Source organism: Phenylobacterium sp. (assembly GCF_044358365.1).
In the GTDB taxonomy this organism is placed as follows: Bacteria; Pseudomonadota; Alphaproteobacteria; order Caulobacterales; family Caulobacteraceae; genus Phenylobacterium.
The window spans coordinates 57338-82797 of record NZ_JBIKNZ010000004.1 but is presented as its reverse complement, the minus strand read 5'-3'; the positions used below and the strand labels follow the sequence as shown (position 1 = coordinate 82797).

Sequence of the window (25460 nt, the reverse complement as noted above, 5' to 3'; positions counted from 1 at the left end):
GGAACACAGAGGTACGTCAGGATCGGACGTAGGATGCGGGTGGTGGGTGAGCTTTTTTGCTGATCGCGATTGTCGGCTACGTTGACAGTTGCAGTTGACCGGCGGCGGATTAGCCGCGGCCGGGTGATTTGGGGAATGTTGCATGGACTGCACCCCTGTGGTGAGACAGCGTAATTCAGGATCATCACCGCAGAAAACGCAGAAATACGCAGAACGATTCCCAACCCGGCGCCGCGCAAGCCCCCCGGGCGCCCTTCAGCGCTTTCAGCGTCTTTCTGCGGTAAAATCTTTCATCACCCTGACACCCGGTATGTGGATGCCGGGCGGCCCGCCCTACCCGGCCGTCCAGACCTCGAGCTTGCCGTCCTTCAGCGCAAACACCCGATCCATGTGCGCCGCCAGCGCCAGGTTGTGCGTCGCCACCAACGCCGCCACGCCTTCCTTGCGCGCGAGCGCGTAGAGGCTGTCGAACACCGCCGTCGAGGTGGCCGGGTCGAGGTTGCCGGTGGGCTCGTCGGCCAGGAGCAGGCGGGGCGAATTGGCCAATGCCCGGGCCACGGCCACGCGCTGTTGCTCGCCGCCCGAGAGCTGGGCCGGCTGATGCTGGGCGCGGTCCTTCAGGCCAAGGCCCTCCAGCAGTACGGCCGCCCGGGCGGTGGCGGCCTTGCGGTCCTCGCCGGCGATCATCCGGGGCAGCGCCACATTGTCGAGGGCGGAGAACTCCGGCAGCAGGTGATGGAACTGATAGACGAAGCCGATGGTCGACAGGCGCACGCGGGTACGCTCCCGCTCGCCCAGGCTGGAGCAATCCACGCCCTGGATGGTGATCCGGCCCGCGTCAGGGTGCTCGAGCAACCCTGCGGCATGCAGCAGGCTGGACTTGCCCGACCCGGACGGGCCGATCAGGCCCACGATCTCGCCCGGCTGGATGTCGAGGTCGACGCCCTTCAGCACGTTCAGCGACCCGGCGGCGGTCACATAGTTGCGTTCCAGACCGCGGATGGAGAGCACCGGCTCACTCATAGCGCAGCGCCTCCACCGGATCGATGCGCGCGGCCCTCAGCGAGGGCGGCAGGGTGGCCAGGAAGCTCATCCCCAGCGACCAGCCGGCGATCAGGGCCACCTCGGCCCAGTCCACCCGGGCCGGCACCCGGGACAAATAGTAGACGTCGGAGGAGAAGACCGCCTGACCTGTGACCCACTCCACCACGCCCTGGATCGGGCCAATGTAGATGCAGAAGAGCGTGCCGATGATCAGGCCCGCCGCCGTGCCCAGCAGGCCCACGCTGGCCCCGGCCATGAAGAAGATCCTGAGGATCGAGCCCTGCGGCGCGCCCATGGTGCGCAGGATGGCGATGTCGCGCCCCTTGTTCTTCACCAGCATGACCAGGCCGGAGATGATGTTCATGGCCGCGATGGCCACCAGCAGCATCAGGATCAGCCGCATCACCGCCCGCTCCACCTGCAGCGCGCCCCAGTAGGAAGAATCGCGCTGCATCCAGTCGGTGACCAGGGCCGCCGGTCCGGCCGCCTTGCTGAGCGCGGGCATCATTTTCAGGATACGGTCGGGATCATCGACCCGGATCTCGATGGCGTCGGCGGTGCCCTCGCGGCCAAAGAACAGCTGCGCCTGGGCCAGCGGCATGTAGATATAGGCCTGATCGTACTGGCTCATGCCGATGCTGAAGGTGGCGCCTACCGTGTAGGCCTTCTGCAACGGCGTGCCGCCAAAGGCGGTCGCGCCGCCCGAGGGCGAGATCAGGGAGATGGTGTCGCCGGGCGCCACGCCCAGCATCTGCGCCAGCCGCTCGCCCAGAATGATCACGTCGCCGCCATAGTCGCCGACGCCGAAGGCCGTCAGGTCGCCCTTGGATATGTTGCCCGCCACCAGCGGCGTAGCCTGGAGGTCGCCCGGCGTAATGCCCCTCACCAGGGCGCCGGTGATCTGGCTGGGCCCGATGGCGATGGCCTGCGCCTCGATGATGGAGGCGGCCTGGGTGACGCCGGGCACCTTCAGCAGGCGCGCGACCGCCCGGTCCCGCTCGTCGCCGTCCAGCACGCCGCCGGACACGAAGGCGTGGCCCTGGAAGCCCAGGATGCGGCTCAGTAGCTCGGTCCGGAAGCCGTTCATTACCGACATGACGATGATCAGCGTCGCCACCGCCAGCGTGATGCCGATGAAGGAGATCACCGAAATCAGTCCCACCCCGCCCTGACTGCGCCGGGCGCGGAGGTAGCGGATCGCCAGCATCCGCTCCCACAGACCGAATGGTCGCGCGTGTCCGCCGGAGGCGGCGACCGCGTCGGTCATCCGGTGATCGCCTTGAGCGCCGCCTCGAGCGGCAGAGTCTGGCGCTCACCGGTGGAGCGGCGCTTGAGTTCGACCACGCCGTCAGCCAGCCCCTTGGGGCCGATCACCAGCTGCCAGGGGATACCCACCAGGTCGGTGGCGGCGAACTTCGCGCCGGGCCGCTCATCGCGGTCGTCATAGAGTGGGTCCGTGCCCGCCGCGAGCAGCGCCGCATAAGCCGTTTCGCAGGCCGCGTCGCAGGCGGGGTCGCCCGCGCGCAGGTTCAGCACCGCCGCCCCGAAAGGCGCTACGCTGTCGGGCCAGATGATCCCGCCCGCGTCATGGCTGGCCTCGATGATCGCCGCCACGAGACGCGAGACGCCGACGCCGTAGGAGCCCATCTGCACCGGCGTATCCTTGCCGTCCGGCCCGGTCACATTGGCCTTCATCGGCCCGGAGTACTTCGTGCCAAAGTAGAAGATGTGCCCTACCTCGATGCCCCGCGCGGTCATCTGCTTGTCGGCCGGCATGGCGTCGAAACGCGCGACGTCATGCATCTCGTCGGAGGCGGCATAGAGGCTGGTGCGCCGGGTAACCTCGGTCTCCAGATCACCGTCCCAGTCGATATCGGGTCCAGGCGCGCCCATCTCCACCAGATCACGGTGCGCGAACACCTGGCTCTCGCCGGTGTCGGCCAGGATCATGAACTCGTGGCTGAGGTCGCCGCCGATGGGGCCGGGATCGGCCTTCACCGGAATCGCCTTCAGCCCCAGCCGCGCATAGACGTTGAGATAGGCCAGGAACATCCGGTTGTAGGACCTGCGAGCCGCCGCCTCGTCCACGTCGAAGGAATAGGCGTCCTTCATCAGGAACTCGCGCCCGCGCATCACCCCGAACCGGGGCCGGCGCTCGTCGCGGAACTTCCACTGGATGTTGTAGAGGTTCTTCGGCAGGTCCTTGTAGGACTTGATGTAGCTGCGGAAGATATCGGTCACGACCTCCTCGGCCGTGGGCCCGTAAAGCAGGTCCCGGTCGTGGCGGTCCTTGATGCGCAGCATCTCCTCGCCGTAGTCGTCATAGCGCCCGCTCTCGCGCCACAGGTCGGCCAGCTGCAGGGTGGGCATAAGGATCTCGACTGCCCCGGCGCGGTTCATCTCCTCGCGCACGACCTGCTCGATCTTCTTAAGCACCTTCAGGCCCAGCGGCAGCCAGGCATAGATGCCGGCGGCTTCCTGCCGGATCATCCCGGCGCGCAGCATCAGCTGGTGCGAGACAATCTGCGCATCGGACGGCGCCTCGCGAAGGGTCGGCATGAAGTATCGCGAAAGACGCATGGGTTCGGAGACTCTCGGGTCAGATGGGACGGCCCTGATACCCTTGCCATGAAGACATTGGCAACGATGTGGCGCGGTTAGAGGCCGCCGGGCACTCGCGGCAGGGGCACCAGGCCGAAATAGACCACGGCGTAGATCACCGCGAAGACGATCGCCGAGATCCAGGTTGTGGTGATGAACTTCTGCTTGAGCTTTGGATCCACCGGTGCGCCCGGGTCTCCGCCGTCACCCTTGTCGATGCCGGCCTCGGCATGGGAGACCGTACCGAACGGCAGCACACAGAACAGCACCGTCCACCAGACCGTCAGGAAGATCGCAACCGAGGTGAAGACGCCCATCAGTGCGCACCCTTCGGAGTTTCCATCAGTTCCACCAGCACGCCGCCCATGTTCTTCGGATGTACGAAGATCACCGGCGCCTTGTGCGCGCCGATGCGGGGCACGCCGCCGTTCAGCACGGTCGCGCCCTTGGCCACCATGTCATCACGCGCGGCGATGATGTCAGGCACCTCGAAGCAGATGTGGTGCTGGCCACCCGCCGGGTTTTTCTCGAGGAAGCCCTTGAGCGGGGAGTTGTCGCCGTAGGGCTCGATCAACTCGATCTGGCTGTTGGGCACATCCACAAAGCAGACCCACACGCCCTGCTCCGGCAGCGCGAACCGCTCCCCGATCTTCGTCGCGCCCAGCAGATCGCGATAGATCGTCAGGGAGGCCTCGATGGAGGGCGTGGCGACGCCCACGTGATTCAGTTTTCCGATCATGGGGACCCTATAACGCGCATGGACGCCTATGGCGAGATCGGTCGGTTGGCTCAGGCCTGCGGGGCCACGAACGCCGCGCCTGTCGCCATCAATTCCGTAACCCGCGCCTGCGGCACACCATAGTCAGCGAGCACCTGGCGTGTGTGCTCCCCCAGGTCTGGTGTGGGGAGCTTGAACCCGCCGGGCGTACGGCTGAAATCAGCATAGGTGCGCGCGCTGACCCCGGGCCCAAGCCTCGGATGTGTCCAGGGCGCCATATGGCCGTTATCCCAAAGCCAGGGGTCCTGCAGCGCTTCATCGAAGCGTCGCACCGGTGTGGCCACCGCCCCCGCTGTCAGCAGCGCATCCACCATCTCGTCACGCGCGCGTGACGCCAGCGCCGCCTCGACACGGATGGCCAGGTCACCGTCGCGGGCAGCCGTCAGCGCGTCACTATCAATGTCGATACCCAGCACCTGTCCCACGGCCCCGGCCTCGGCCTGCGTTTCACAAGCCAGGGCGATCCAGCCGTCCACACAGGGATAGTACCGATGCAGCGCCCGCAAACCCAGGCAATCGCGACCGCCCAGATCGCCGGCCGGTCGCCCGGCATAGTCGACCATGTCACCCAGTTGATAGAGCAGGCTCTGTGCGAGCAGGCTGGAAACGATCTCCTGTCCTTCTCCCGTGGTCTCTCGGGCGTTCAGCGCGGCCACGACGGCGGCGCTCACCACGGCGGCCGTGGCGATATCGTTCACCGCGATCGTGTAGAGCACCGGATCGTCGCCGCCGCCCTGGGCGGCCATCATCCCGCCTTCGGACTGCATCAATGGATCAAAGCCCGGCAGGGCGGCGCGTGACCCGCTGTCTCCATAGGCGTTGATCGAGCATGAGATGATCCGTGGATTGATCGCCTTGAGCGCCGGATAGGTGATGCCAAGCCGATCCCGAACCCCCAGTCGGTAGTTGTCGATCACCACGTCGGCCGACCGCACCATGTCCAGAAAAGTATCGCGCGCCGCCGTCTGCTTCAGGTCAAGCCCGAGGCCGCGTACCCCGCGATTGTAGACCAGGAACTGCGATCCATCAGAGCGGAAGGGGTCCGCTTCCGGACCTTCGATCTTGATGACCTCGGCGCCAAGGTTGGCCAGGATGGTCCCGGCATAGGCGCCTGCGATCACGGTTCCGAGGTTCAGCACCTTGATCCCGGCCAGCGGCGGACCGCTACGCCTGGGCTCTGCGGCGGCCGGGATCTTTGAAGGCCAGGCCGGCGGCGTTCTCACAGCTCTGGGTAACCCGGCGATCCGGGCCGGCGTAGCGCTGAGGCGCGCAGGCGGCGCCGGCATGGCCACCTCGCCAAGCACCGGATGATCGAACACCAGGCGCATCCCAGCCTCTGCCACGGCCTCGTCCGCCATCCACACCTCACGCCGACGGACCGGTGCGCAGGGCACATCATGGGCCTGAAGCAGCGTCAGCCACTCGTCGCGTGGACGGGTTTCGAAGATGCCGATCAGCATCTCGCGGGCGCCCACCATGTCCTGTTCCAGCACCTCGAACAGGTCGCCCAGTTCCAGCGCCTCGAAGGCTTTGCGATAGAAGTTGGTGAAGAGCGTGCCCAGGAAGAACCATTCGTCGTCAGCGCACTTGTAGAGGCGGTAACGCGGATTGGCCCCCGGCGGGGTGCCGCGCGGCAGAGGTTCGATATTGTCAAATCTCATCGGTGGCGCGCATTCGGCCGAACCATGCAATCCGCTGACTGTAACCGCTTGCCCCATTCCGCTCAGGGTTCGCTCAAACAGCGCGGCGCCGATGGCTGTCGCGCCCAGAACCGCCTGCGACGAATGCGCGATCGGCAAAACCATATGAACCGGGGTATCGCCCCAGGCGCCCTGGCGAAACGGCATGGCTGTGAGCGCCGCCAGCAGGCTGTGATGCCCGGGCAGGTCACTCCACCGACCTGAGGTTCCGTATGGCGGCATCCAGGCGTGGACCAGTTTTGGATACTTCGCAGTCAGTCTGTCGGCATCCAGACCCAGCGCCTTCAAACGTGTGGGTCCAAGATCGAACAACGCCACATCAGCGCCGGCGATCAGCGTGTGCGCCGCCGCAATGCCCGCCTCGGCCTCAAGATCGAGAGTGGCCACCTGCTTGTTGCGGTTCCAGGCCAGATACCCGGGGTGATCCTTCAGCCGGTCGCCGCCGGGCGGCTCCACCTTGACGATCTCGGCCCCGAAGTCCCCCAGCAGCATGGCGGCCATGGGCCCGACCATGCCCTGGCTGAAATCGACAATGCGAACGCCTTGATAGGCCGTCATTCCGGCACGCCTCCCAGCCCCGTTGAGCGGCGCGGTTCCCGCGTCTCGCAGAGGGCATCAAAGCCGGGGTTGGCGTCCAGAGCAAGCGGCCTTGGGTCAGACCCGCAGCACCGTCGTCTCTACCACCGGCCGCCGACCCCAGATCCGTTGGCTGGCTTTCTTTACGCCGCGAGAGATCGCCTTCTCAATCAGCTCGTCCTGTTCAAGCTCGTCGCCCTTGATCCGCTTCAGCGCCGTCTCGGCCTCGTCGGCCAGATCGTTCAGGACTTCGTCGAGATGGTCTTCACTCTCGGTCGGCAGGCCCAGAGCGCGCACCTGGGGGCCGGATACAATTCGGCCACGCTCATCCAGCACCACCGACACCGCCAACATACCGTTGTAGGCCGCATGGCGGCGCTCACGCAGCGCATCGCCGTGTTCCGGCACCACGACGCCAGCGTCCACATAGAGGCGGCCAGCTGTCACCTCATCGATGATTTCAGCGCGTCCCGGGGCCAGCCGCACCATGTCGCCGTTGCGCGGGGTCACCTGCTGCGGCACCTGCAGATCACGGGCGAAGGCGGCATGTTCCATGAGGTGACGCCGCTCACCATGGGTCGGCACCGCAATTTCCGGCCGCGCCCAGGCATACATCTGCGCCAGTTCGTCACGACAGGGGTGGCCCGAGACATGGATGCCCGGATGGTCGCGTTCGGTGTAGAGGCGCACGCCACGCTCGGTCAGCTTGTTCTGCAGGTTGCGGATCGGGATATCATTGCCCGGGATCACCCGGCTGGAGAACAGGCAGGAATCATTTGCGCCCAGCTTCACATGCGGGTGTGTGCCCTCCGCGATCCGGGACAGAGCTGCGCGCGGTTCACCCTGGCTGCCGGTACAGAGATAGAGCACGCCTTCAGCAGGCAGGCGCTTGGCCTCTGAATCCTCGATGAAGGGCTTGATGTCGGTCATCAGACCAACCGATTTCGCCGCCGCCGCCATCCGGTGCATGGATCGGCCCACCAGACAAACCCGTCGCCCATTGGCCTCGGCTGCCCGGATCACGCTGTCCATTCGCGCCACGTTGGAAGCGAAACAGGCCACCGCCACCCTGCCCTTAAGCGAGCCAATCAGCGGGATGAGGGTCTTGCGGACGTCCGCTTCCGAGCCGGCGTGACCGTCGACGAACACGTTGGTGCTGTCGCAGACCATGGCCAGCACGCCCTCGTCGCCCAGTTTGCGGATGGCGTCGATGTCGGTGGGGCCACCCAGCAACGGGTCCGGGTCAATCTTCCAGTCGCCGGTGTGCAGGATGGTGCCGAGCGGGGTGCGGATCGCCAGACCGTTGGGCTCCGGGATCGAGTGCGTCAGGGTGATCAACTCAAGCTGGAACGGTCCAAGTTCGATAGTCCCACCGAGCGGCACTATGGTGATTTCGGCCTCGTCCAGCAGATCGGCTTCACGCAACTTTTCGCGCAGGATGAATGCGGTGAAGGGCGTTGCGTAGATCGGCGCCTTGAAGCGGGGCCAGAGGTGGGCGACCGCGCCAATGTGATCCTCGTGGGCGTGAGTCAGCACGATGCCCAATAGGCGGTCCGCGTTCTGCTCCATGAATTCCGGGTCGGGCAGGATCACTTCGACGCCCGGCGTGGTCTGGTCGCCAAAGGTCACACCCAGATCCACCACGATCCATCTGCGATCGTCGGGTGGGCCAAAGCCGTACAGATTGAAGTTCATTCCGATCTCGTTCGATCCCCCCAGCGGGAGGAAGACGAGTTCGTCGTTCTTGGATTTTGCCATCAGGCCTTCGTTGAATTGCGGCGCCAGATTTCCAGCATGCCGCGGATGGTGAGGTCGGGGTCGAAATGGTCGATCATTGTCGTCGCGCCATGAAACAGAGAGGCGACCCCTCCGGTTCCGACGACGGTCATGGGACGGTCCCACTCGACCTTGATACGCGCGATCAGTCCCTCGATCAGACCTATATAGCCCCAGAACACGCCAGATTGCATGGCCCCGACCGTATCCTTGCCGATTATTCGCTGCGGCTTCTGGATGGCGATGCGCGGCAGCTTGGCCGCAGCCTGGTGCAGCGCCTCCATCGACAGGTTGATTCCAGGCGCGATCGCACAGCCTTCGAGGCCTCCGTCGGCCGCCACGATATCGAAGGTGGTGGCCGTGCCGCTGTCGATGACGATCAGGTCACCCGGGTAGACGATGTGCGCGCCCACGGCGTTCACCAGACGGTCAGCCCCGGCTTCGGACGGCTTCTCGATCCGCACTTCGATGCCCAGGTCGACGTTCTCGCCGATCACCATCGGTTCCACATGCAGGTATCGACGGGCCAGATTGCGCAGATTGAAGATCGACTGTGGCACCACGCTGGAGATGATGCAGCCATCGAACGCGCTCATGGCCAGACCCGCCATCCCCAGGAGCTGGGATAGCCACACTGCATACTCATCCGCCGTCCGGGTGGAATGGGTGGCCGTGCGCCACTGGGCGATCCAGGTCTCGCCGTCGTGAACCGCGAAAAGCGTATTGGTGTTGCCCTGTTCAATTGCCAGCAGCATCGCGGCCTCCGAAAAACACATCGCCGGCGGTTATGCGCTCCAGGCCGCCGTCGTCCAGCCTCAGTCGCAGCGCACCATCGGCATCCATGCCCTCGGCCACGCCGGAAACACTGCGATTGGGCAGCCGGGCCTCACAGCGCTGACCGAGGCCCGTCGCCCGTTCTGTCCAGCCTGCTGCAATGGCCGCGAAGCCGGTGGTGGACCAGACCTTGCGCCAACGCTCGAAGGCCGTCGCCATCACGTCAAGCGCCGCCAGGGGTTCTGGCGGCAATCCGGACATGTGTTCCGCAAACGCGGTTGCCGGGCGCTCCACATCCTGTGGCGCATGAGCGAGGTTCACGCCGACTCCAACCGCCAGCCAGAGGCGGCCGTCCGGCCGGGTTCCAGACTCGACCAGAATGCCGACCGCCTTGCGTCCATGGATCAGTACATCATTGGGCCACTTGAGACGGGCCGCGCCGGCGCCAAGGCAGGTGTCCGCCAGATCGCAGGCCGCCAACGCGGCGACGAAGGAAAGTTGCGCCGCCTCTGCCGGAGGCCGATCCGTCAGGGTCAGAAGGGTCGCCGCCAGATTCCCGCGTTGGGTGGACCAGGTTCGGCCCCGCCGCCCCTTGCCCGCCGTCTGCAGCCTCGCAGTAATCCAGACCGGCCCCGCCTCGCCTGCCTCCGCGCGTCGCCGCGCTTCAGCGTTCGTGGAGTCGAGTTCGTCGTAGGCTTCGACCGGCGGATGGTTGGCCAAACTCTAGAGCCTTTCCGGATCAGACGGGATCATCTGATGCGGACAAAAAGGCTCGCTCTTCATATGTTTAGAGCGTGACGCGCGCTTCAACCGGTATCCACTTGAAGCTGTCACGCTCTAGGCGAGCCCGAGCGCGCGCGCCGCCCGTTCCGCCAGCACGTCCAGGCTATGCAGCGCCACGATGACAACAGGGAAGGCAAAGAGCGCTGATGTGAGGGCGATCATGTTGGCTTCAACCGGCGGCTTGTCCGTCGCACCCGGGCTGGGGTCGAACCACATCACCTTGATCAGTTTCAGATAGTAGAAGGCCGCGACCACCGAGCCGACCAGACCGAACACGGCCGGCCCCCAAAGACCGGCATCCAGGGCCGCCTTGAACACATAGTATTTCCCGAAGAAACCCGAGAATGGCGGCAGGCCCAGAGCAGACAGTGCAAACACCGTCATGGCCAGAGCGATCGCGGGACGCTCCTTGATCAGGCCCGCCATGTCCTGCAGCGTCTCCATCGACCGACCGCCGCGCGACAGCGCCGCCAGACAGGCGAAAAAGCCCGTCACATCGATCATGTAGAGCACCATGAACATCAGCATGGCCTGAGCGCCTTCGGTCGTTCCCGACGAGAGACCCAGCACCGCGTAACCGATATTGGCGATCGAGGAATAGGCCCACAGCCGCTTCAGATTGCTTTGAACCAGGCCTGCGAACGCCCCCACGGCGACAGAAGCCATGGCCATGATCACTAGGATCTGCTGCCACTGGCCCGCCGCAGTCGCAAAGCCTTCGCCCAGCACACGGGCGAACAGCACCATGGCGGCCAGCTTGGGTGCGGCGGCAAAGAAGGCGACGATCGGTGTGGGCGCGCCCTCATAGACGTCGGGCGTCCACATGTGGAAGGGCGCAGCCGAGACCTTGAAGGCGATGCCGCAAATCAGGAACACAAGGCCGAACAAGAGCCCCGTGTTTTCCGGAGCGCCGGCCGCCTGCGCGATCTCGCTGAAGTGGGTCGAGCCCGCAAACCCGTAGATCAGGCTGGCGCCATACAGAAGCAATCCCGACGAAAGGGCGCCGAGGACGAAGTACTTCAGGCCCGCTTCCGACGCCTTGGCGTTGTCACGATGCATCGCGGCCAGAACGTAGAGCGCCAGGCTCTGCAACTCGATGCCGATATAGAGCGAGATCAGATCCCCCGCAGAGACCATCATGCCCATGCCGAGCGCGGCGAGCAGCACCAGAATCGGGAATTCGAAGACCTTCACACCACGCCGCTCGAACCAAGGCTGGGCCAGCGGGATCACAACGGCGGACGCCAGATAGATCGCCGCCTTGGCGAAGGTGGCGGCTGCATCCGAGATCAAAGCACCGCTGAAAGCGACGCCGAACGGCTGGGTCGCCGTGGCGACGGTTGCGCCCAGCAACACCAGGACACTAGCCCAGCCCACCATGCGGGTCTGCGCGGGAGCAAAGGCGCCCACGACCAGCAGCGACAGCGCGCCGATGGCGAGGATCAGTTCCGGAATGGCCAGGGCGAGATTGGCGGAAAACGTCATGGGTGGGCACCGCCGATGGCCGCCTGGTAGACCTGCACCAGCTGGTCTACCGAGGCCGACGTCAGGTCGAACACGGAATTGGGCTGAAGGCCCAGATAGAGGGTGCCGACGATCAGCGGCGCAAAGATCGCAATCTCTCGCCAGTTGAGGTCGGTGATGGTCTCGAGCTTGGGATTGGTGATCGTACCGAACACCACAGCCCTGTAGAGCGTCAGCATGTAGACCGCCGACAGGATCACGCCGGAGGCAGCCACAATCGCCGTCCAGGTCGAGACCTGATAGACGCCGACCATCGTCAGGATTTCGCCGACGAACCCGCTGGTGCCCGGCAGACCGACATTGCCCATGGCGAACAGCATGAACACCGCAGCATAGACCGGCATCCGGGTGACAAGCCCGCCGTAGAACTTGATCTCGCGGGTGTGCATCCGGTCGTAGATGACGCCGACGCAGAGGAACAACGCACCCGAGATCAGCCCGTGGCTGAGCATCTGATAGATCGCGCCCTGCTCACCCTGGGCGTTGCCGGAGAAGATGCCCATGGTCACCAGGCCCATGTGAGCCACCGACGAGTAGGCGATCAGCTTCTTCACATCCGTCTGCCGGAACGCGACCAGCGACGTGTAAACGACGGCGATGGCGCTAAGACCGAAGACTAGAGGGGCAAACAGGTCGGAGGCATTGGGGAACATCGGCAGGCTGAAGCGCAGGAAACCGTAGCCCCCCATCTTCAGCAGGATGCCCGCCAGGAACACCGAGCCCGCCGTAGGCGCTTCCACGTGAGCGTCAGGAAGCCAGGTGTGCACGGGCCACATCGGCATCTTGACCGCGAAGGAGGCGAAGAAGGCCAGCCATAGCCAGGTCTGCACATTCGGATCGAAGTGGTGGGTCATCAGCTCCGGGATCGAGCTCGTGCCGGTCGTCCCGATCATGAAGAGGATCGCCGCCAGCATGAGCACCGAGCCCAGCAGGGTATAGAGGAAGAATTTGAAGGCCGCGTAGACCCGACGTTGGCCGCCCCAGATGCCGATGATCAGGAACATCGGCACCAGACCAAACTCGAAGAACGCATAGAACAGCACCAGATCCAGCGCGCAGAACACGCCGATCACCAGCGTCTCCAACAGCAGGAAGGCCATCATGTATTCCGGCACGCGGGTCTCGATCGACTTCCACGAGGCGGCGATGCAGATCGGCATCAGGAAGGCGGTCAGCAAGACAAACAGCACCGAAATGCCGTCCACGCCCATCCGGTAGTAGAGGTCTGCGAACCAGGGGGCCTCTTCGACGAACTGGAAGCCCGGGTTCTTCGGGTCAAACTGCGCGACCAGCAGCACGGACAGCGCCAGTGTCACCAGCGTGGTCGCAAATGCGATCCAGCGCGACGCATTGTCGCCGGTGGCGCTTTCGGGCTTGCCAAACAGGCGGACCAGCAGAATCCCGGCGACGCCCAGCAGCGGCGCGTAGGTGATGAGGGAGAGCAACGGCATGTCTGTCATCCCCCTCAGGCGGCCCAGGCCCAGAGGGCGAACGTCAGCAGGCCCGCGACGCCCAGCAGCATCACAAAGGCATAGTGATAGACATAGCCCGACTGCAGGCGACCTGCGCCCTTGCCAAAGCGGACGGACAAAGCGGCCACACCGTCTGGCCCATAGCCGTCGATGATCTTCTGGTCGCCGCCCTTCCAGAACAGGTCGCCCAGCCATTTGGCAGCGCGCACGAACGTGGCGTTGTACAGCTCATCGAAGAACCACTTGTTGTAGAAGAAGACGTAGAGCAGGCCCTGCTTGGCCGCCAGCTTCGCGCCCGTGCCTTCCCGCCAGATGTACATGTAGGCCGCCACCAGAAGGCCCAGCACCGACACCAGAATTGGCGTCACCATCACCCAGACCGGGAAGCTGTGGCCGCCCTCAGCTGCATGCTCAGTCGGCAGCTTGAAGATGGCCCCGCGCCAGAACTCCGAGCTGTGCTCGCCGATGAACTGATGGTGGAAGGCAAAACCCGCGCCGATGGCGCCGATGGCCAGGACAATCAGCGGGATCCGCATAGTCCAGGGGCTCTCGTGCGGCTTGTACTCGTGATCGCTGTGAGCGTGTTCGCTGTGACTGTGGTCATGCGCGGCATGCGCGTCATCATGACCGTGGTCATGGTCGCGATTATGCCAGTGGTGCTCAAGGTCTTCGGACGTCCAGCGGGCGGTCCCGTTGAACGTGAAGAACGCCACGCGCCATGAATAGAACGCTGTCAGGCCTGCCACCAGGATGCCGACCGCAAACGCGAAGTAGCCCATGGGATGGCCTGCGCCACCGGCTTCATAGGCAGCGTGGATGATCGCGTCCTTTGAGTAGAAGCCGGCGAAGCCCCATTCCAGATAGGGAATTCCAAGACCTGTGATCGCGATGGTGCCGATGGTCATCACCACGAAGGTCCATTTCATGTAGGGCATCAGGTGGCCATAGCGGCGCATGTCCTGTTCGTGCGCCATGCCGTGGATCACTGAACCCGCCCCCAGGAACAACAGCGCCTTGAAGAAGGCGTGGGTGAACAGGTGGAACATGGCGGCGTCATAGGCGCCGACGCCGGCGGCGAAGAACATGTAGCCGAGCTGGGAACAGGTCGAGTAGGCGATCACGCGCTTGATATCGTTCTGGGTCAGGCCAACCGTCGCGGCGAACAGCGCGGTCACCGCCCCGATGACGGTCACGATGTTCTTGGCCACAGGCGCGTACTCGAACATCGGCGACAGCAGGCAGACCATATAGACCCCTGCCGTCACCATGGTCGCGGCGTGGATCAGGGCCGAGACCGGCGTCGGGCCTTCCATCGCATCAGGCAGCCAGGTGTGCAGGAAGAACTGGGCCGACTTGCCCATGGCGCCCACGAACAGCAGAACGCAGGCCAGTTCCACCAGCTGCCAGTCCTGACCGGCGAACTCCCATGTCCGACTGACCCCCGCTTCGATCAACGGGAACAGGGTGGCGAAGTCGATGGTTCCGAACGCCCAAAACACCGTCATGATGCCCAGCGCAAAGCCGAAGTCACCCACCCGGTTGACCACGAACGCCTTGATTGAGGCGGCGTTGGCGGTGGCCTTGTGGTGCCAGAACCCGATCAGCAGATAGCTGGCCAGGCCCACGCCTTCCCAGCCGAAGAACAGCTGCATGAAGTCGGCCGCGCTGATCAGCGAGAGCATCGCGAACGTGAACAGCGAAAGATAGGCAAAGAACCGGGGCTTGGCCGGATCCTCGGCCATGTAGCCCCACGAATAGAGGTGCACCAGCGACGAGACAGTGGTCACCACCACCAGCATCACCGCAGAAAGACCGTCCAGCCTGAACGCCCAGTTCGACTGGAATTCACCCACATGGATGAAGGGCGCGTAGACGTGGGTGAACGGCTCGAGGCCGCCCCAGGTCCATTGGCTGAACACCACCCATGAAAGGGCGGCCGACAGCATCAGGAAACCGGTGGTGACCGTCATGGCGGCCTTGTCGCCGATCTGGCGACCGAACAGGCCTGCAACCAGCGCGCCGATCAGCGGGCCGAACAGGATGACGGTGACGAGGGCTACAGGATCCAAGAGATCAACCCTTCATCATCGCGGCGTCATCCACGGCGATGTCGCCGCGGTTACGGAAGAAGGTGACGAGAATGGCCAGTCCGACGGCCGCCTCGGCCGCCGCCACGGTCAGCACGAACATGGCGAAGATCTGGCCTGTCACGTTGCCCAGGTAGACCGAGAAGGCCACCAGATTGATGTTAACCGCCAGCAGCATCAGTTCCACCGACATCAGGATGACGATGATGTTCTTGCGGTTCACGAAAATGCCGAACACCCCGATCGTGAACAGAATCGCAGCGACGGCCAGATAGTGAGCGAGCCCGATGACCATCATTCGCCGATCCCCTCGCCGGGCTTTGGGTTGACAATCGTCATGCCGGTGGCGGGCGTGCGCAGCACCTGGTCCATGATGATCTGGCGTTTCACACCAGGCTTGTGGCGGAGCGTCAGCACGATGGCGCCAATCATAGCCACCAGCAGCACCAGCCCCGCCGCCTGGAAGAAGTAGATATAGTCCGTGTAGAGGACCCGGCCGATCGCCTCGACGTTGCTGATGTCGACCCCGGCGCCGGACGCCATTGGCGTGTCGTTGTCCTTGGCCGCGCCGCGGGTCGCCACGGCCGTAGACACGAGAATCATCTCGGCGGCGAGGAACGCCCCAATCACAAGGCCCAGCGGCATGTAGCGGGCGAACCCCTGACGCAGGGCCGTGAAGTCCACGTCCAGCATCATCACCACAAACAGGAACAGCACAGCAACGGCGCCGACGTAGACCACTACCAGCAGCATCGCCAGGAACTCCGCGCCCAGAAGCACGAACAGTCCGGCGGCCGAGAAGAAGGCCAGGATCAGCCACAACACCGAGTGCACCGGATTGCGGGCCGACACCACGCAGAATCCGGCCACCAGCGTGACCGCCGAGATCAGGTAGAATGCGATCGCCTGCAGGGCCATGCGGCTCTTCTTTTCCCCTCGAAGTACTCAATTCAGTACGTGACGGAACTCCCCGTCACGCCCGTCGGATCATTGGGCGTGGAATCGCGACGCCCGTTTAGCGATACGGCGCGTCCAGTTCCATATTCTTCGCGATTTCACGCTCCCAGCGGTCGCCGTTATCCAGCAGCCGCGCCTTGTCATAGTAGAGTTCCTCACGCGTCTCGACCGCGAACTCGGTGTTCGGGCCTTCGACGATGGCGTCCACCGGGCAGGCCTCCTGGCACAGGCCGCAGTAGATGCACTTGACCATGTCAATGTCATAGCGAGTCGTTCGCCGCGATCCGTCCTCACGAGGTTCGGCCTCAATGGTGATGGCCTGGGCCGGGCAGATCGCCTCGCAAAGCTTGCAGGCAATGCAGCGCTCCTCGCCATTGGCGTAGCGACGCAGGGCATGCTCGCCGCGGAAACGCGGGCTCTGGGGGCCCCGCTCATGCGGATACTGCACGGTCTTCTTGGGCCGCACCATATACTTCATCGCAAGCCCGAAGGCGCCGACGAAATCCATGAGCGCTGCGCCCCGGAGGGCCTGTCCGACTCGGTTCAACATCAGGTCTTCTCGCAGGCGTAGTCATCAAGATACTTGATGTCGCCGTTTCGTTTCAGCTTCAGATGGCCGCCCTTGGCGGCGCAGGCGGCTGTCGCGGCTTTGAGGTCATCATAGGTCGCCACACCGGCGCTTGCGCCGGTTCCGACGCCGCCGGCGCATGCGCTCAGCAGCAAGGTGATGATCAGCCCCCCCGCCAGCTTCATGTGCCGAACCCGGTGTAGACCTGCCAGCCCGCGACAACGGCCACGGCCACCAGCGAGGTCGGGAGGAACACTTTCCAGCCCAGGCGCATCAACTGATCGTAGCGATAGCGGGGCACGATCGCGCGGACCATGGCGTTCATGAAGAAGACGAAGAACGTCTTGATGGCGAAGAAGAACAGCCCATGCAGGCTGACCAGCCAAGCAGGCCAGCTCTCGAGGTAGCCCGCCGGCCAGGGCGCGTGCCAGCCGCCCAGGAACAGCACGGCCATCAGCCCGCTCATCAGGACGATGTTCAGCATCTCGGCCAGGTAGAACAGCAGATAGGGCGTCGAGCCGTATTCGACGGCATAGCCCGCCACCAACTCGGACTCGGCTTCGGGCAGGTCAAAGGGAGGACGGTTGGTCTCGGCCAGTCCCGAAATGAAGAAAATCACACCCATCGGGAACATGATCAGGATCAGCGGCAGGTTATCCAGGCCGCCGCCGAACATGTACCAGTTCCAGAAACCGCCCGCTTGCGCCTCGGTGATCTGGTTGAGGTTCATGCTGCCGGCCAGCAGGATGACGGTGATGATCACAAAGCCAATGGAGACCTCATAGGACACCATCTGCGCCGCAGACCGCAGCGACCCCAGAAACGGGTACTTCGAGTTCGAAGCCCACCCGCCCATGATGATGCCGTAGACGCCCATTGAAGAGACGGCGAACAGGTAGAGGATGCCCACGTTGATGTCGGAGATCCCCCAGCCGGGCGCGATCGGCATCACCGCCCAGCCGCCAAACGCCAGCGTTACACTGATCAACGGGGCTAGCAGGAATACGGCCTTGTCGGCGCCAGCCGGGATGACGAGTTCCTTCACGAGGAACTTGCCCAGGTCCGCAAACGATTGAAGCAGGCCGAACGGACCGACGACGTTGGGGCCCTTTCGCGCCTGAACGCCAGCGAAGATCTTGCGGTCGCCATAGATGATGAAGGCGACGATAAGCAGCAGCGATACGGTCACCGCCAGAATGTGGGCGACAGTCAGGATCGTCCAGCCGATCGGGGTGGTCCAGAAATCCATGCCCCTACTCCGCCGCCATCTTGGCTGTACCCGCAGCCACCGAGGCGCACTCGGCCATGGTCACGCTGGCGCGGGCGATCGGGTTCGACAGGTAGAAGCTCTTCAGGCCGCTCGACAGCGGCGCATCAGAGTGCGCGCCCTTGGCGCCCAGGGCGCCCAGATCCACAGCCAGCGGCGTATCCGGCACGTAGTCGATCCGTCCGAAGGTGGGGTGGTCTGCAAACAGCTTCGCCCGGAGCTGGTCGAGCGTGTCGTAGGGCAGTTTGGCCCCCATGCGCTCGGAAAGCGCCCGCAGGATCGCCCAGTCTTCCTTGGCATCGCCTTTGGGGAATACGGCGCGCATGCCAAGCTGAACCCGGCCCTCGGTGTTGACGTAAAGGCCGTTCTTCTCGGTATAGGCCGCGCCCGGCAGGATGACGTCGGCGCGGTGCGCGCCCGCATCGCCGTGGGTGCCCAGATAGACCACGAAGGCGTCGGATTTCGAGACATCAATCTCGTCGGCCCCGAGCAGCACCAGCACATCGGCGCCGCCCTTGGCCGCCAGCTCAGCGGCCGTCTTGCCGCCATCGCCGGGGACGAAGCCCAGATCCAGACCACCGACCCGGCTGGCCGCGGTGTGCAGTACGTTCCAGGTCATCCCATAGGTTTTGGCGACGCCGGCGGCAGCCTGGAGGACGGCTGCGCTGTCAGCGCGGCCCAGCGCACCCGCGCCCACGATGATGGCGGGGGATTTCGCGGCCTTCAGCGCCTTCAGGAACCCACCCTTCGACTTGGCCAGAGCGCCCAGGCTCTCAGGGCCGGCGCCCAGATGCTCATAGTCATAGGTCAGGTCGACGGCCTCGCCGATGAGACCAACTTGCAGCGCGCCCACCATCCAGCGCTTGCGCAGGCGGGCGTTCAGCACCGGGGCTTCTATACGCGGGTTGCTACCCACAATCAGGATAACATCAGCGTCTTCAAGACCCTGTATAGTGGAGTTCAACAGCCAGCTCTCGCGCTGGCCGTGTCCGAGCACCATTCCGTCCTGACGGCAGTCGAGGCTGGTGACGCCCAGGCCGCCAAACAGGTCCTTGGCGGCTTTCATGGACTCGACGTCCTGCAGATCGCCGGCGATCACGCCCACACGATCCGGGGTCGTCGCCTTGACCCTGGCCGCCACGGCGTCGAGGGCCTCAACCCATGTCGCCGGGCGGAGCTTGCCGCCTTCGCGGAGGAAGGGACGGTCCAGGCGCTGGCGGGCCAGGCCGTCCACCGCATAGCGGGTCTTGTCCGAGATCCACTCTTCGTTGATCGCCTCGTTGGTGCGCGGCAGCACGCGCAGCACGGCGGACCCGCGCACATCGACCCGGATCGCCGAGCCCAGCGCATCCATCACGTCCACGCTCTCGGTTTTCTTCAGTTCCCAGGGCCGGGCGTTGAAGGCGTAGGGCTTGGAGGTAAGCGCGCCGACCGGGCAGAGATCGATGATGTTGGCCGACAGTTCAGACGTCACCGCCTTGTCGAGATATGTCGTGATTTCAACGTCTTCGCCGCGACTTATCAGGCCGATTTCCGGCACGCCGGCCACCTCGGTGATGAAGCGCACGCAGCGGGTGCACTGGATGCAGCGGGTCATGACCGTCTTGATCAACGGCCCCATGAACTTTTCTTCGACCGCCCGCTTGTTGTCCGCATAGCGGCTGTCGTCGCGACCATAACCCATGGCCTGATCCTGCAGATCGCACTCGCCGCCCTGATCGCAGATCGGGCAATCCAGCGGGTGGTTGATCAGCAGGAATTCCATGACGCCGTGGCGCGCCTTGCGAACCATCGGCGTGTCAGTGAAGATTTCCTGGCCCTCGGCTGCCGGAAGCGCACACGACGCCTGCGGCTTGGGCGGGCCCGGCTTCACCTCGACCAGGCACATACGGCAGTTACCGGCGATGCTCAGGCGCTCGTGATAGCAGAAGCGCGGAATCTCCTTTCCGGCGAGTTCAGCCACTTGCAGGACATTCATCCCGGCTTCGAACTCAACCTCGACCCCGTCGACCTTGGCGATAGGCATATGACTTACTCCGCCGCGATCGAGGCGCCGGCATAGCTGCCCTTGCGCGCCCGGTATTGGGTGATGCGGTCCTCGACCTCATGACGGAAGTGGCGGAACAGGCCCTGGATCGGCCAGGCGGCGGCGTCGCCAAGCCCGCAGATTGTGTGGCCTTCAACCTGGCTGGCCACGTCGAGCAGCATGTCGATCTCCGACATTTCGGCCTCGCCGGTGACCATCCGCTCCATCACCCGCCACATCCAGCCGGTGCCTTCGCGGCACGGCGTGCACTGGCCGCAACTTTCGTGCTTGTAGAAGTAGCTGGCCCGCGCGATGGCCTTCACCAGATCGGCGTCCTTGTCGAAGACGATCATGGTGCCGGTTCCAAGGCCGGAGCCCCGGGCCTGGAGATCCTCATAGGTCATCAGCGCGACCTCGGCCTCTTCGGCCGGGATCATCCGCACCGAGATCCCGCCAGGGATCACGGCCTTGAGATTGCTCCAGCCGCCGCGCACGCCGCCGAAATGATCTTCGATCAGCTGCTTGACGCTGATACCGACGGCGTCCTCGACCACACAGGGCTTATTCAGGTGACCGGAGCCCGCGAACAGCTTTGTGCCTGTGGACTTTTCGGTTCCGAACCCGGCGAACCAATCGGCGCCGCGCCGCAGGATCGTTCCCACAACCGCGATGGTCTCGACGTTGTTCACCGTGGTCGGGCAGCCATAGATGCCGGCGCCGGCCGGGAACGGCGGTTTCAGGCGCGGCTGGCCCTTCTTGCCCTCGAAGCTTTCCATGAGGGCGGTTTCGTCGCCGCAGATATAGGCGCCGCCGCCGTGCTGCAGGCCGACGTCCACGTCGTAGCCCAGGATGCTGCCCTTGCCGATCAGCCTGGCCTCATAGGCCTGCTTGATCGCCGCGGTCAGGCGCTCACGCTCGTGCACATACTCGCCGCGGATATAGATGTAGGCCTGGTGCGAGCGCATGGCCTTGCAGGCGATGACGCAACCCTCGATCAGCAGGTGTGGATCGTTCCGCAGGATGTCGCGGTCCTTGCACGCGCCTGGCTCGGACTCGTCGGCGTTGACCAGCAGGTAGTGTGGCCGCTCGCTCTCCTGCTTGGGCATGAAGGTCCACTTCAGGCCGGTGGCAAAGCCCGCGCCGCCGCGGCCGCGCAGGCCGGACGCCTTCATCTGGTCGCAGATCCATTCGGGCGTCTGGGCCACGATATCCTTCGTGCCATTCCACGCGCCGCGCACCTTGGCGCCCTCCAGGCCCCAGTCACGCTGGCCATAGAGGTTCAGGAAGATGCGGTCCTTGTCAGCCAGGATACCCGCCACGCTCAAGCTCCCTTCCGGCGAAAGCCGGCGATAAACCAGATCTGCGTCCCGAAGCCCACCAGCAGCGCGCCTCCGAACACGAACAATGCCCAATCGAGGGCGAACATGTAATGCAGCACGATCGACGTCAGCGCGACGACGACGCTCACCACATTGATGATCGCCATCGTCGTCAGGCGCTTCTTCTGCGCGGCAAGTTCGGGGGTCATGCGCCCTCCTTGCCTTCCCCGTCTACGGGGAAGGGGGACCGCCCGCCGAAGAGCGGGGGGTGGAAGGGGCGAGACCGGGCACGGAGCTTAAACACGCCCCCTCCACCACGCCCTCTGCGGGGCGCGGTCCCCCTCCCCCGCTTCGCGTGGGAGGCAATTGGTATCACCACCCTCATGCCTTCACCTTCGTCGGCAGGTTCGGCACCTTGATCTTCTTGGCCAGCGAACCGTTGAACAGGGTTTCGTCGGTGAGCGTTGTGGCCCCGCCTTCGGGCGAAGAACCCTGGCGGCCGATGGCGGACCCGGGCTTGGGCTTCTTGCCCGCCGCGAAATCGTCCAGCAGCTTTTCGAAGCTCTCGGGCGTTAGATCTTCGTAATAGTAGTCATTGATAGCGGCCATCGGGGCGTTCGAGCACGCACCAAGGCACTCCACTTCCTGCCAGTAGAACTTGCCGTCCGCCGAGCGATGGTTCTGCGGTCCGAACTTGCGCTTGCAGACGGCCAGCAGGTCCTCGGATCCGCGGGTCTGGCACGGTGTGGTGCCGCACACCTGCACCAGGGCCACCTCGCCCACCGGCTCCAGCATGAACATGGTGTAGAAGGTCGCGACCTCCAGCACCCGGATCACCGGCATGCCCAGCAGCTCGGCGACGGCGCGGATCGCGGGCTCGGACAGCCAGCCTTCCTGCTTCTGCACCAGCCAAAGGGTCGGCACCACGGCCGACTGCTGCTTCCCGGCCGGGAAGTTTTCCATCCACACTTTTGCGGCCTTCAGCGTCGCCGGCTTGAAGGCGAAGCTGGCCGGCTGGACGGCGGCAAGACGACGGACGCTCAACTCAGGCCCTCACTTCACGAAATCCACGCGAGCGATCTTGCCGCCGGCGAGGGTGTAGATGGCGATCACCTGGAAGTTCGGGCCGTCGGGGCCGCGACTCACGTCCTCATGATCGATAACGGTCTGGCCGACGCAGATCCGGTTGACCAGCCGCGCCCGGTTCTGCGGGAAGTCCGCGAACACCTGAACGTACTTGGCGCGATAGGCCGCGATCCCTTGGATGGTCACGTCACCGTTCAGATCGGCCACGGTGATGTCGTCGGCGAAGAACGCGCAGTGCGCATCCAGGTCCTGGACATTGTAGGCGTCGAGTTGGCCCTGGGCGATGTCGGCGGGGCTGAGTTGGGCGCTGGCGCTCACCGGTCGATCTCCCCGAACACGATGTCCAGCGAACCCAGGATGGCGGAGACGTCGGCCAGCATGTGGCCGCGGTTCATCCAGTCCATGGCCTGCAGGTGCGGATAGCCCGGCGCGCGGATCTTGGCGCGGTAGGGTTTGTTGGTGCCGTCGCTGACCAGATAGACGCCGAACTCGCCCTTGGGCGCCTCGACGCAGGCGTAGACCTCGCCCGGAGGTGTACGATAGCCCTCGGTGAAGAGCTTGAAGTGGTGGATGAGCGCTTCCATTGAGCGCTTCATCTCGCCCCGACGCGGCGCCGCGATCTTGTTGTCCTCGATCAACACAGGGCCCGGCATCTTCAGCAGACGCTCGCAGCACTGCTTCATGATCTTTGCGGACTCGCGCATCTCGCGCATCCGGCAGAGGTAGCGATCGTAGCAGTCGCCGTGCACGCCCAGCGGCACGTCGAATTCCATGTCGTTGTAGGCCGCGTAGGGTTGCGCCCGGCGCAGATCCCACGAAATCCCGGAACCGCGCACCAGCACCCCGGAGAAGCTGTGAGCGATGGCCTCTTCCCGCGTGACCACGCCGATGTCGACGTTGCGCTGCTTGAAGATCCGGCTGCCGGTGATCAGGCCTTCCAGATCATCGACAATACGCGGGAAATAGTCGCACCAGTCGTCGATATCGCGGATCAGTGCTTCCGGCAGGTCCTGACGCACGCCGCCGACACGATAGAAGTTAGCATGCATACGGGCGCCCGACGCGCGCTCGTAGAAGACCATCAGCTTTTCGCGCTCTTCGAAGCCCCAGAGCGGCGGGGTGAGCGCGCCCACATCCATGGCCTGGGTGGTCACGTTGAGCAGGTGGCTGAGGATACGGCCGATCTCGTCGTACAGGGTCCGGATGAGCAGGCCGCGATAGGGCGCCTCGATGCCGAGCAGCTTCTCGATCGCCAGGACATAGGCATGTTCCTGGTTCATGGGCGCCACGTAGTCGAGGCGGTCCATGTAGGGGATTGTCTGCTGATAGGGCCGGGCCTCCATCAGCTTCTCGGTGCCCCGGTGCAGGAGGCCGATGTGCGGGTCGACCCGCTCGACCACTTCGCCGTCCAGTTCCAGCACCAGGCGCAGCACGCCGTGGGCGGCCGGGTGTTGCGGCCCGAAGTTGATGTTGAACTTGCGGACCGGGGTCTCCGGGACCTTGGGGTCGTGGAAATAGTCCGCCGGCAGCGCGGGCGCCTTCACGCTCATGACTTGCCCTTTTCGTCGCCCGGCAGAACGGCGGCGAAGCCGCGCTCGATGCCTTCCCAGGGACTGAGGAAGTCCCAGTTACGCCATTCCACCGACTTCACCGGTTCATAGACCACCCGCTTCAGCTCCTCGTCGTAGCGAACCTCGACGTAGCCGGTCATCGGGAAGTCTTTGCGCAGCGGATGGCCGTGGAAGCCGTAGTCGGTGAGGATGCGGCGCAGATCCGGGTGATTGTCGAAGAAGATGCCGTACATGTCGAACGCCTCGCGCTCGAACCAGTTGGCGGCAGGAAAGACGCCGGTGGCCGAGGCCACGGGCGTGTCCTCGTCGGTCTGAACCTTGATCCGGACGCGTCGGTTATGGGTCATAGACAGCAGATGGTAGACCACATCGAACCGTAGCGGGCGTTCGGGATAGTCGGCGCCGCACAGGTCGATCAGCTGGTGAAAGCCATGCTCGTCGCGCAGGATCGTCAGCGCCTCGACGATCCGGCTGGCCGGCCCGGTCAACGTCAGCTCGCCGAACTGCACGTCAGCGACGGTGATGATACCCTTGGCGCCCTTGCAGATCGCCTTGCCGAGCTTGGTGAGATCGGTGTCCTTGACGGGCCAGGTCATCGCTCGATGGTCCCCGTCCGACGGATCTTCTTCTGCAGTTGCAGGATCCCGTAGATCAAGGCTTCCGCGGTGGGCGGGCAGCCGGGCACATAGATGTCCACGGGCACAATCCTGTCGCAGCCACGGACGGTGGAGTAGCTGAAGTAGTAGTAGCCGCCACCATTGGCGCAGCTGCCCATGGAGATCACATAGCGCGGCTCGGGCATCTGGTCGTAGACCTTGCGCAGCGCCGGGGCCATCTTGTTGACCAGGGTGCCGGCCACAATCATCACGTCTGACTGGCGCGGGCTGGCGCGCGGCGCGAAGCCGTACCGCTCCAGATCGTAACGCGGCATCGAAGCCTGCATCATCTCGACCGCGCAGCAGGCCAGACCAAAGGTCATCCACATCAGCGATCCGGTGCGCGCCCAGGTGATCAGGTCATCCAGACTGGCGGTGACAAATCCCTTGTCTGACAGGCGCTGGGACACGCCGTCAAAGAACGGGTCGTGAAGTTCGGGGTTGTAGCCTTCGACCGTCGTGCGGCCGGCGGCGCCGGCGGGCACGGCGCTCACGCCCGGGGGAATGATCACTCCCATTCCAGGGCTCCCTTTTTCCATTCGTAGATGAAGCCTACAGTCAGCACGCCCAGGAAGGTCATCATGGACCAGAAGGCAAACTGAGCGGTCTCCGGTGGCAGCTTCATCAGCGCCACAGCCCAGGGAAACAGGAACGCCACTTCCAGGTCGAAAATGATGAAGAGGATCGAGACCAGATAGAACCGCACATCGAACTTCATGCGGGCGTCATCAAACGCATTGAAGCCGCACTCGTACGAGGACAGCTTTTCGGGATCCGGCGCCTTGGGCGCAATCACCACGGCGAACAGGATGAAGACAATCCCCAGAACCGCCGCGATTCCCAGAAAGATCACGATGGGCAGGTACTCGAGCAGAAAGGCGTTCACATGAGTCTC

26 protein-coding genes are annotated in these 25460 nt (G+C 64.4%); all 26 read right to left on the bottom strand.

The features are described 5' to 3' along the window. Nucleotides 1-333: 333 nt before the first annotated feature. A complete protein-coding gene (locus ACIQ3B_RS02460; RefSeq protein ID WP_397399724.1) occupies nt 334-1023 on the bottom strand; it encodes an ABC transporter ATP-binding protein in 690 nt (229 codons plus the stop codon). Continuing rightward, a complete protein-coding gene (locus ACIQ3B_RS02455) occupies nt 1016-2311 on the bottom strand; it encodes a lipoprotein-releasing ABC transporter permease subunit (protein WP_397399723.1) in 1296 nt (431 codons plus the stop codon). The genes ACIQ3B_RS02460 and ACIQ3B_RS02455 overlap by 8 nt, the downstream gene beginning before the upstream one ends. After that, nucleotides 2308-3624 carry a proline--tRNA ligase gene (proS, locus tag ACIQ3B_RS02450; RefSeq protein WP_397399722.1) on the bottom strand — a complete coding sequence of 439 codons (1317 nt, stop codon included), beginning with the start codon at nt 3622-3624 and terminating at the stop codon, nt 2308-2310. Before proS ends, ACIQ3B_RS02455 begins: the two co-directional genes overlap by 4 nt. A gap of 77 nt (nt 3625-3701) precedes the next feature. Further along, nucleotides 3702-3962: a DUF1467 family protein gene (locus ACIQ3B_RS02445; RefSeq protein WP_397399721.1), complete on the bottom strand. Its 261-nt coding sequence runs from the start codon at nt 3960-3962 to the stop codon at nt 3702-3704. Further along, the gene (mce, locus tag ACIQ3B_RS02440) at nt 3962-4384 is read right to left on the bottom strand and encodes a methylmalonyl-CoA epimerase (protein WP_397399720.1); all 423 of its coding nucleotides are present in this window, start codon (nt 4382-4384) and stop codon (nt 3962-3964) included. Before mce ends, ACIQ3B_RS02445 begins: the two co-directional genes overlap by 1 nt. A 50-nt stretch (nt 4385-4434) precedes the next feature. Continuing rightward, on the bottom strand, nt 4435-6681 hold the full coding sequence (locus ACIQ3B_RS02435; protein WP_397399719.1) for a CaiB/BaiF CoA transferase family protein: 2247 nt from the start codon (nt 6679-6681) through the stop codon (nt 4435-4437). A gap of 96 nt (nt 6682-6777) precedes the next feature. Continuing rightward, nucleotides 6778-8457, bottom strand: a complete 1680-nt coding sequence (locus tag ACIQ3B_RS02430) for a ribonuclease J (RefSeq protein WP_397399718.1) — start codon at nt 8455-8457, stop codon at nt 6778-6780. Beyond that, complete coding sequence (locus ACIQ3B_RS02425; RefSeq protein ID WP_397399717.1) at nt 8457-9230, bottom strand: type III pantothenate kinase; 774 nt, start codon at nt 9228-9230, stop codon at nt 8457-8459. Before ACIQ3B_RS02425 ends, ACIQ3B_RS02430 begins: the two co-directional genes overlap by 1 nt. Further along, the gene (locus ACIQ3B_RS02420; protein WP_397399716.1) at nt 9214-9969 is read right to left on the bottom strand and encodes a biotin--[acetyl-CoA-carboxylase] ligase; all 756 of its coding nucleotides are present in this window, start codon (nt 9967-9969) and stop codon (nt 9214-9216) included. The genes ACIQ3B_RS02425 and ACIQ3B_RS02420 overlap by 17 nt, the downstream gene beginning before the upstream one ends. Before the next feature lie 117 nt (nt 9970-10086). After that, the gene (gene nuoN, locus ACIQ3B_RS02415) at nt 10087-11517 is read right to left on the bottom strand and encodes an NADH-quinone oxidoreductase subunit NuoN (protein WP_397399715.1); all 1431 of its coding nucleotides are present in this window, start codon (nt 11515-11517) and stop codon (nt 10087-10089) included. Then, nucleotides 11514-13025, bottom strand: coding sequence for an NADH-quinone oxidoreductase subunit M (locus tag ACIQ3B_RS02410; RefSeq protein ID WP_397399747.1), 1512 nt, complete (start codon nt 13023-13025; stop codon nt 11514-11516). Before ACIQ3B_RS02410 ends, nuoN begins: the two co-directional genes overlap by 4 nt. Beyond that, nucleotides 13022-15097, bottom strand: coding sequence for an NADH-quinone oxidoreductase subunit L (gene nuoL, locus ACIQ3B_RS02405; RefSeq protein WP_397399714.1), 2076 nt, complete (start codon nt 15095-15097; stop codon nt 13022-13024). Before nuoL ends, ACIQ3B_RS02410 begins: the two co-directional genes overlap by 4 nt. A 4-nt stretch (nt 15098-15101) precedes the next feature. Beyond that, a complete protein-coding gene (gene nuoK / locus ACIQ3B_RS02400; protein WP_397399746.1) occupies nt 15102-15410 on the bottom strand; it encodes an NADH-quinone oxidoreductase subunit NuoK in 309 nt (102 codons plus the stop codon). Continuing rightward, nucleotides 15410-16033 (bottom strand): NADH-quinone oxidoreductase subunit J, encoded by a 624-nt coding sequence (locus tag ACIQ3B_RS02395; RefSeq protein WP_397399713.1) that lies wholly within the window; start codon nt 16031-16033, stop codon nt 15410-15412. The genes nuoK and ACIQ3B_RS02395 overlap by 1 nt, the downstream gene beginning before the upstream one ends. Nucleotides 16034-16130: 97 nt before the next feature. Further along, a complete protein-coding gene (nuoI, locus tag ACIQ3B_RS02390) occupies nt 16131-16622 on the bottom strand; it encodes an NADH-quinone oxidoreductase subunit NuoI (RefSeq protein ID WP_397399712.1) in 492 nt (163 codons plus the stop codon). Beyond that, entirely contained in the window at nt 16622-16825 is a 204-nt protein-coding gene (locus ACIQ3B_RS02385; protein WP_397399711.1) for a hypothetical protein, read from the bottom strand. The genes nuoI and ACIQ3B_RS02385 overlap by 1 nt, the downstream gene beginning before the upstream one ends. Further along, nucleotides 16822-17889, bottom strand: coding sequence for an NADH-quinone oxidoreductase subunit NuoH (gene nuoH / locus ACIQ3B_RS02380; RefSeq protein WP_397399710.1), 1068 nt, complete (start codon nt 17887-17889; stop codon nt 16822-16824). Before nuoH ends, ACIQ3B_RS02385 begins: the two co-directional genes overlap by 4 nt. 4 nt (nt 17890-17893) lie before the next feature. Continuing rightward, nucleotides 17894-19933 carry an NADH-quinone oxidoreductase subunit NuoG gene (gene nuoG / locus ACIQ3B_RS02375; protein WP_397399709.1) on the bottom strand — a complete coding sequence of 680 codons (2040 nt, stop codon included), beginning with the start codon at nt 19931-19933 and terminating at the stop codon, nt 17894-17896. Between the two features lie 5 nt (nt 19934-19938). Further along, a complete protein-coding gene (nuoF, locus tag ACIQ3B_RS02370; RefSeq protein WP_397399708.1) occupies nt 19939-21252 on the bottom strand; it encodes an NADH-quinone oxidoreductase subunit NuoF in 1314 nt (437 codons plus the stop codon). A gap of 2 nt (nt 21253-21254) precedes the next feature. Beyond that, complete coding sequence (locus tag ACIQ3B_RS02365; RefSeq protein ID WP_397399707.1) at nt 21255-21461, bottom strand: hypothetical protein; 207 nt, start codon at nt 21459-21461, stop codon at nt 21255-21257. A 172-nt stretch (nt 21462-21633) separates the two neighbouring features. Continuing rightward, nucleotides 21634-22296, bottom strand: a complete 663-nt coding sequence (nuoE, locus tag ACIQ3B_RS02360) for an NADH-quinone oxidoreductase subunit NuoE (protein WP_397399706.1) — start codon at nt 22294-22296, stop codon at nt 21634-21636. Nucleotides 22297-22305: 9 nt separating this feature from the next. Continuing rightward, a complete protein-coding gene (locus ACIQ3B_RS02355) occupies nt 22306-22656 on the bottom strand; it encodes a nuclear transport factor 2 family protein (protein ID WP_397399705.1) in 351 nt (116 codons plus the stop codon). Further along, entirely contained in the window at nt 22653-23888 is a 1236-nt protein-coding gene (locus ACIQ3B_RS02350) for an NADH-quinone oxidoreductase subunit D (protein WP_397399704.1), read from the bottom strand. Before ACIQ3B_RS02350 ends, ACIQ3B_RS02355 begins: the two co-directional genes overlap by 4 nt. Further along, nucleotides 23885-24505, bottom strand: coding sequence for an NADH-quinone oxidoreductase subunit C (locus ACIQ3B_RS02345; RefSeq protein ID WP_397399703.1), 621 nt, complete (start codon nt 24503-24505; stop codon nt 23885-23887). Before ACIQ3B_RS02345 ends, ACIQ3B_RS02350 begins: the two co-directional genes overlap by 4 nt. Next, complete coding sequence (locus tag ACIQ3B_RS02340) at nt 24502-25104, bottom strand: NuoB/complex I 20 kDa subunit family protein (protein WP_397399702.1); 603 nt, start codon at nt 25102-25104, stop codon at nt 24502-24504. Before ACIQ3B_RS02340 ends, ACIQ3B_RS02345 begins: the two co-directional genes overlap by 4 nt. After that, complete coding sequence (locus ACIQ3B_RS02335) at nt 25074-25451, bottom strand: NADH-quinone oxidoreductase subunit A (protein ID WP_397399701.1); 378 nt, start codon at nt 25449-25451, stop codon at nt 25074-25076. Before ACIQ3B_RS02335 ends, ACIQ3B_RS02340 begins: the two co-directional genes overlap by 31 nt. Nucleotides 25452-25460 lie beyond the last annotated feature (9 nt).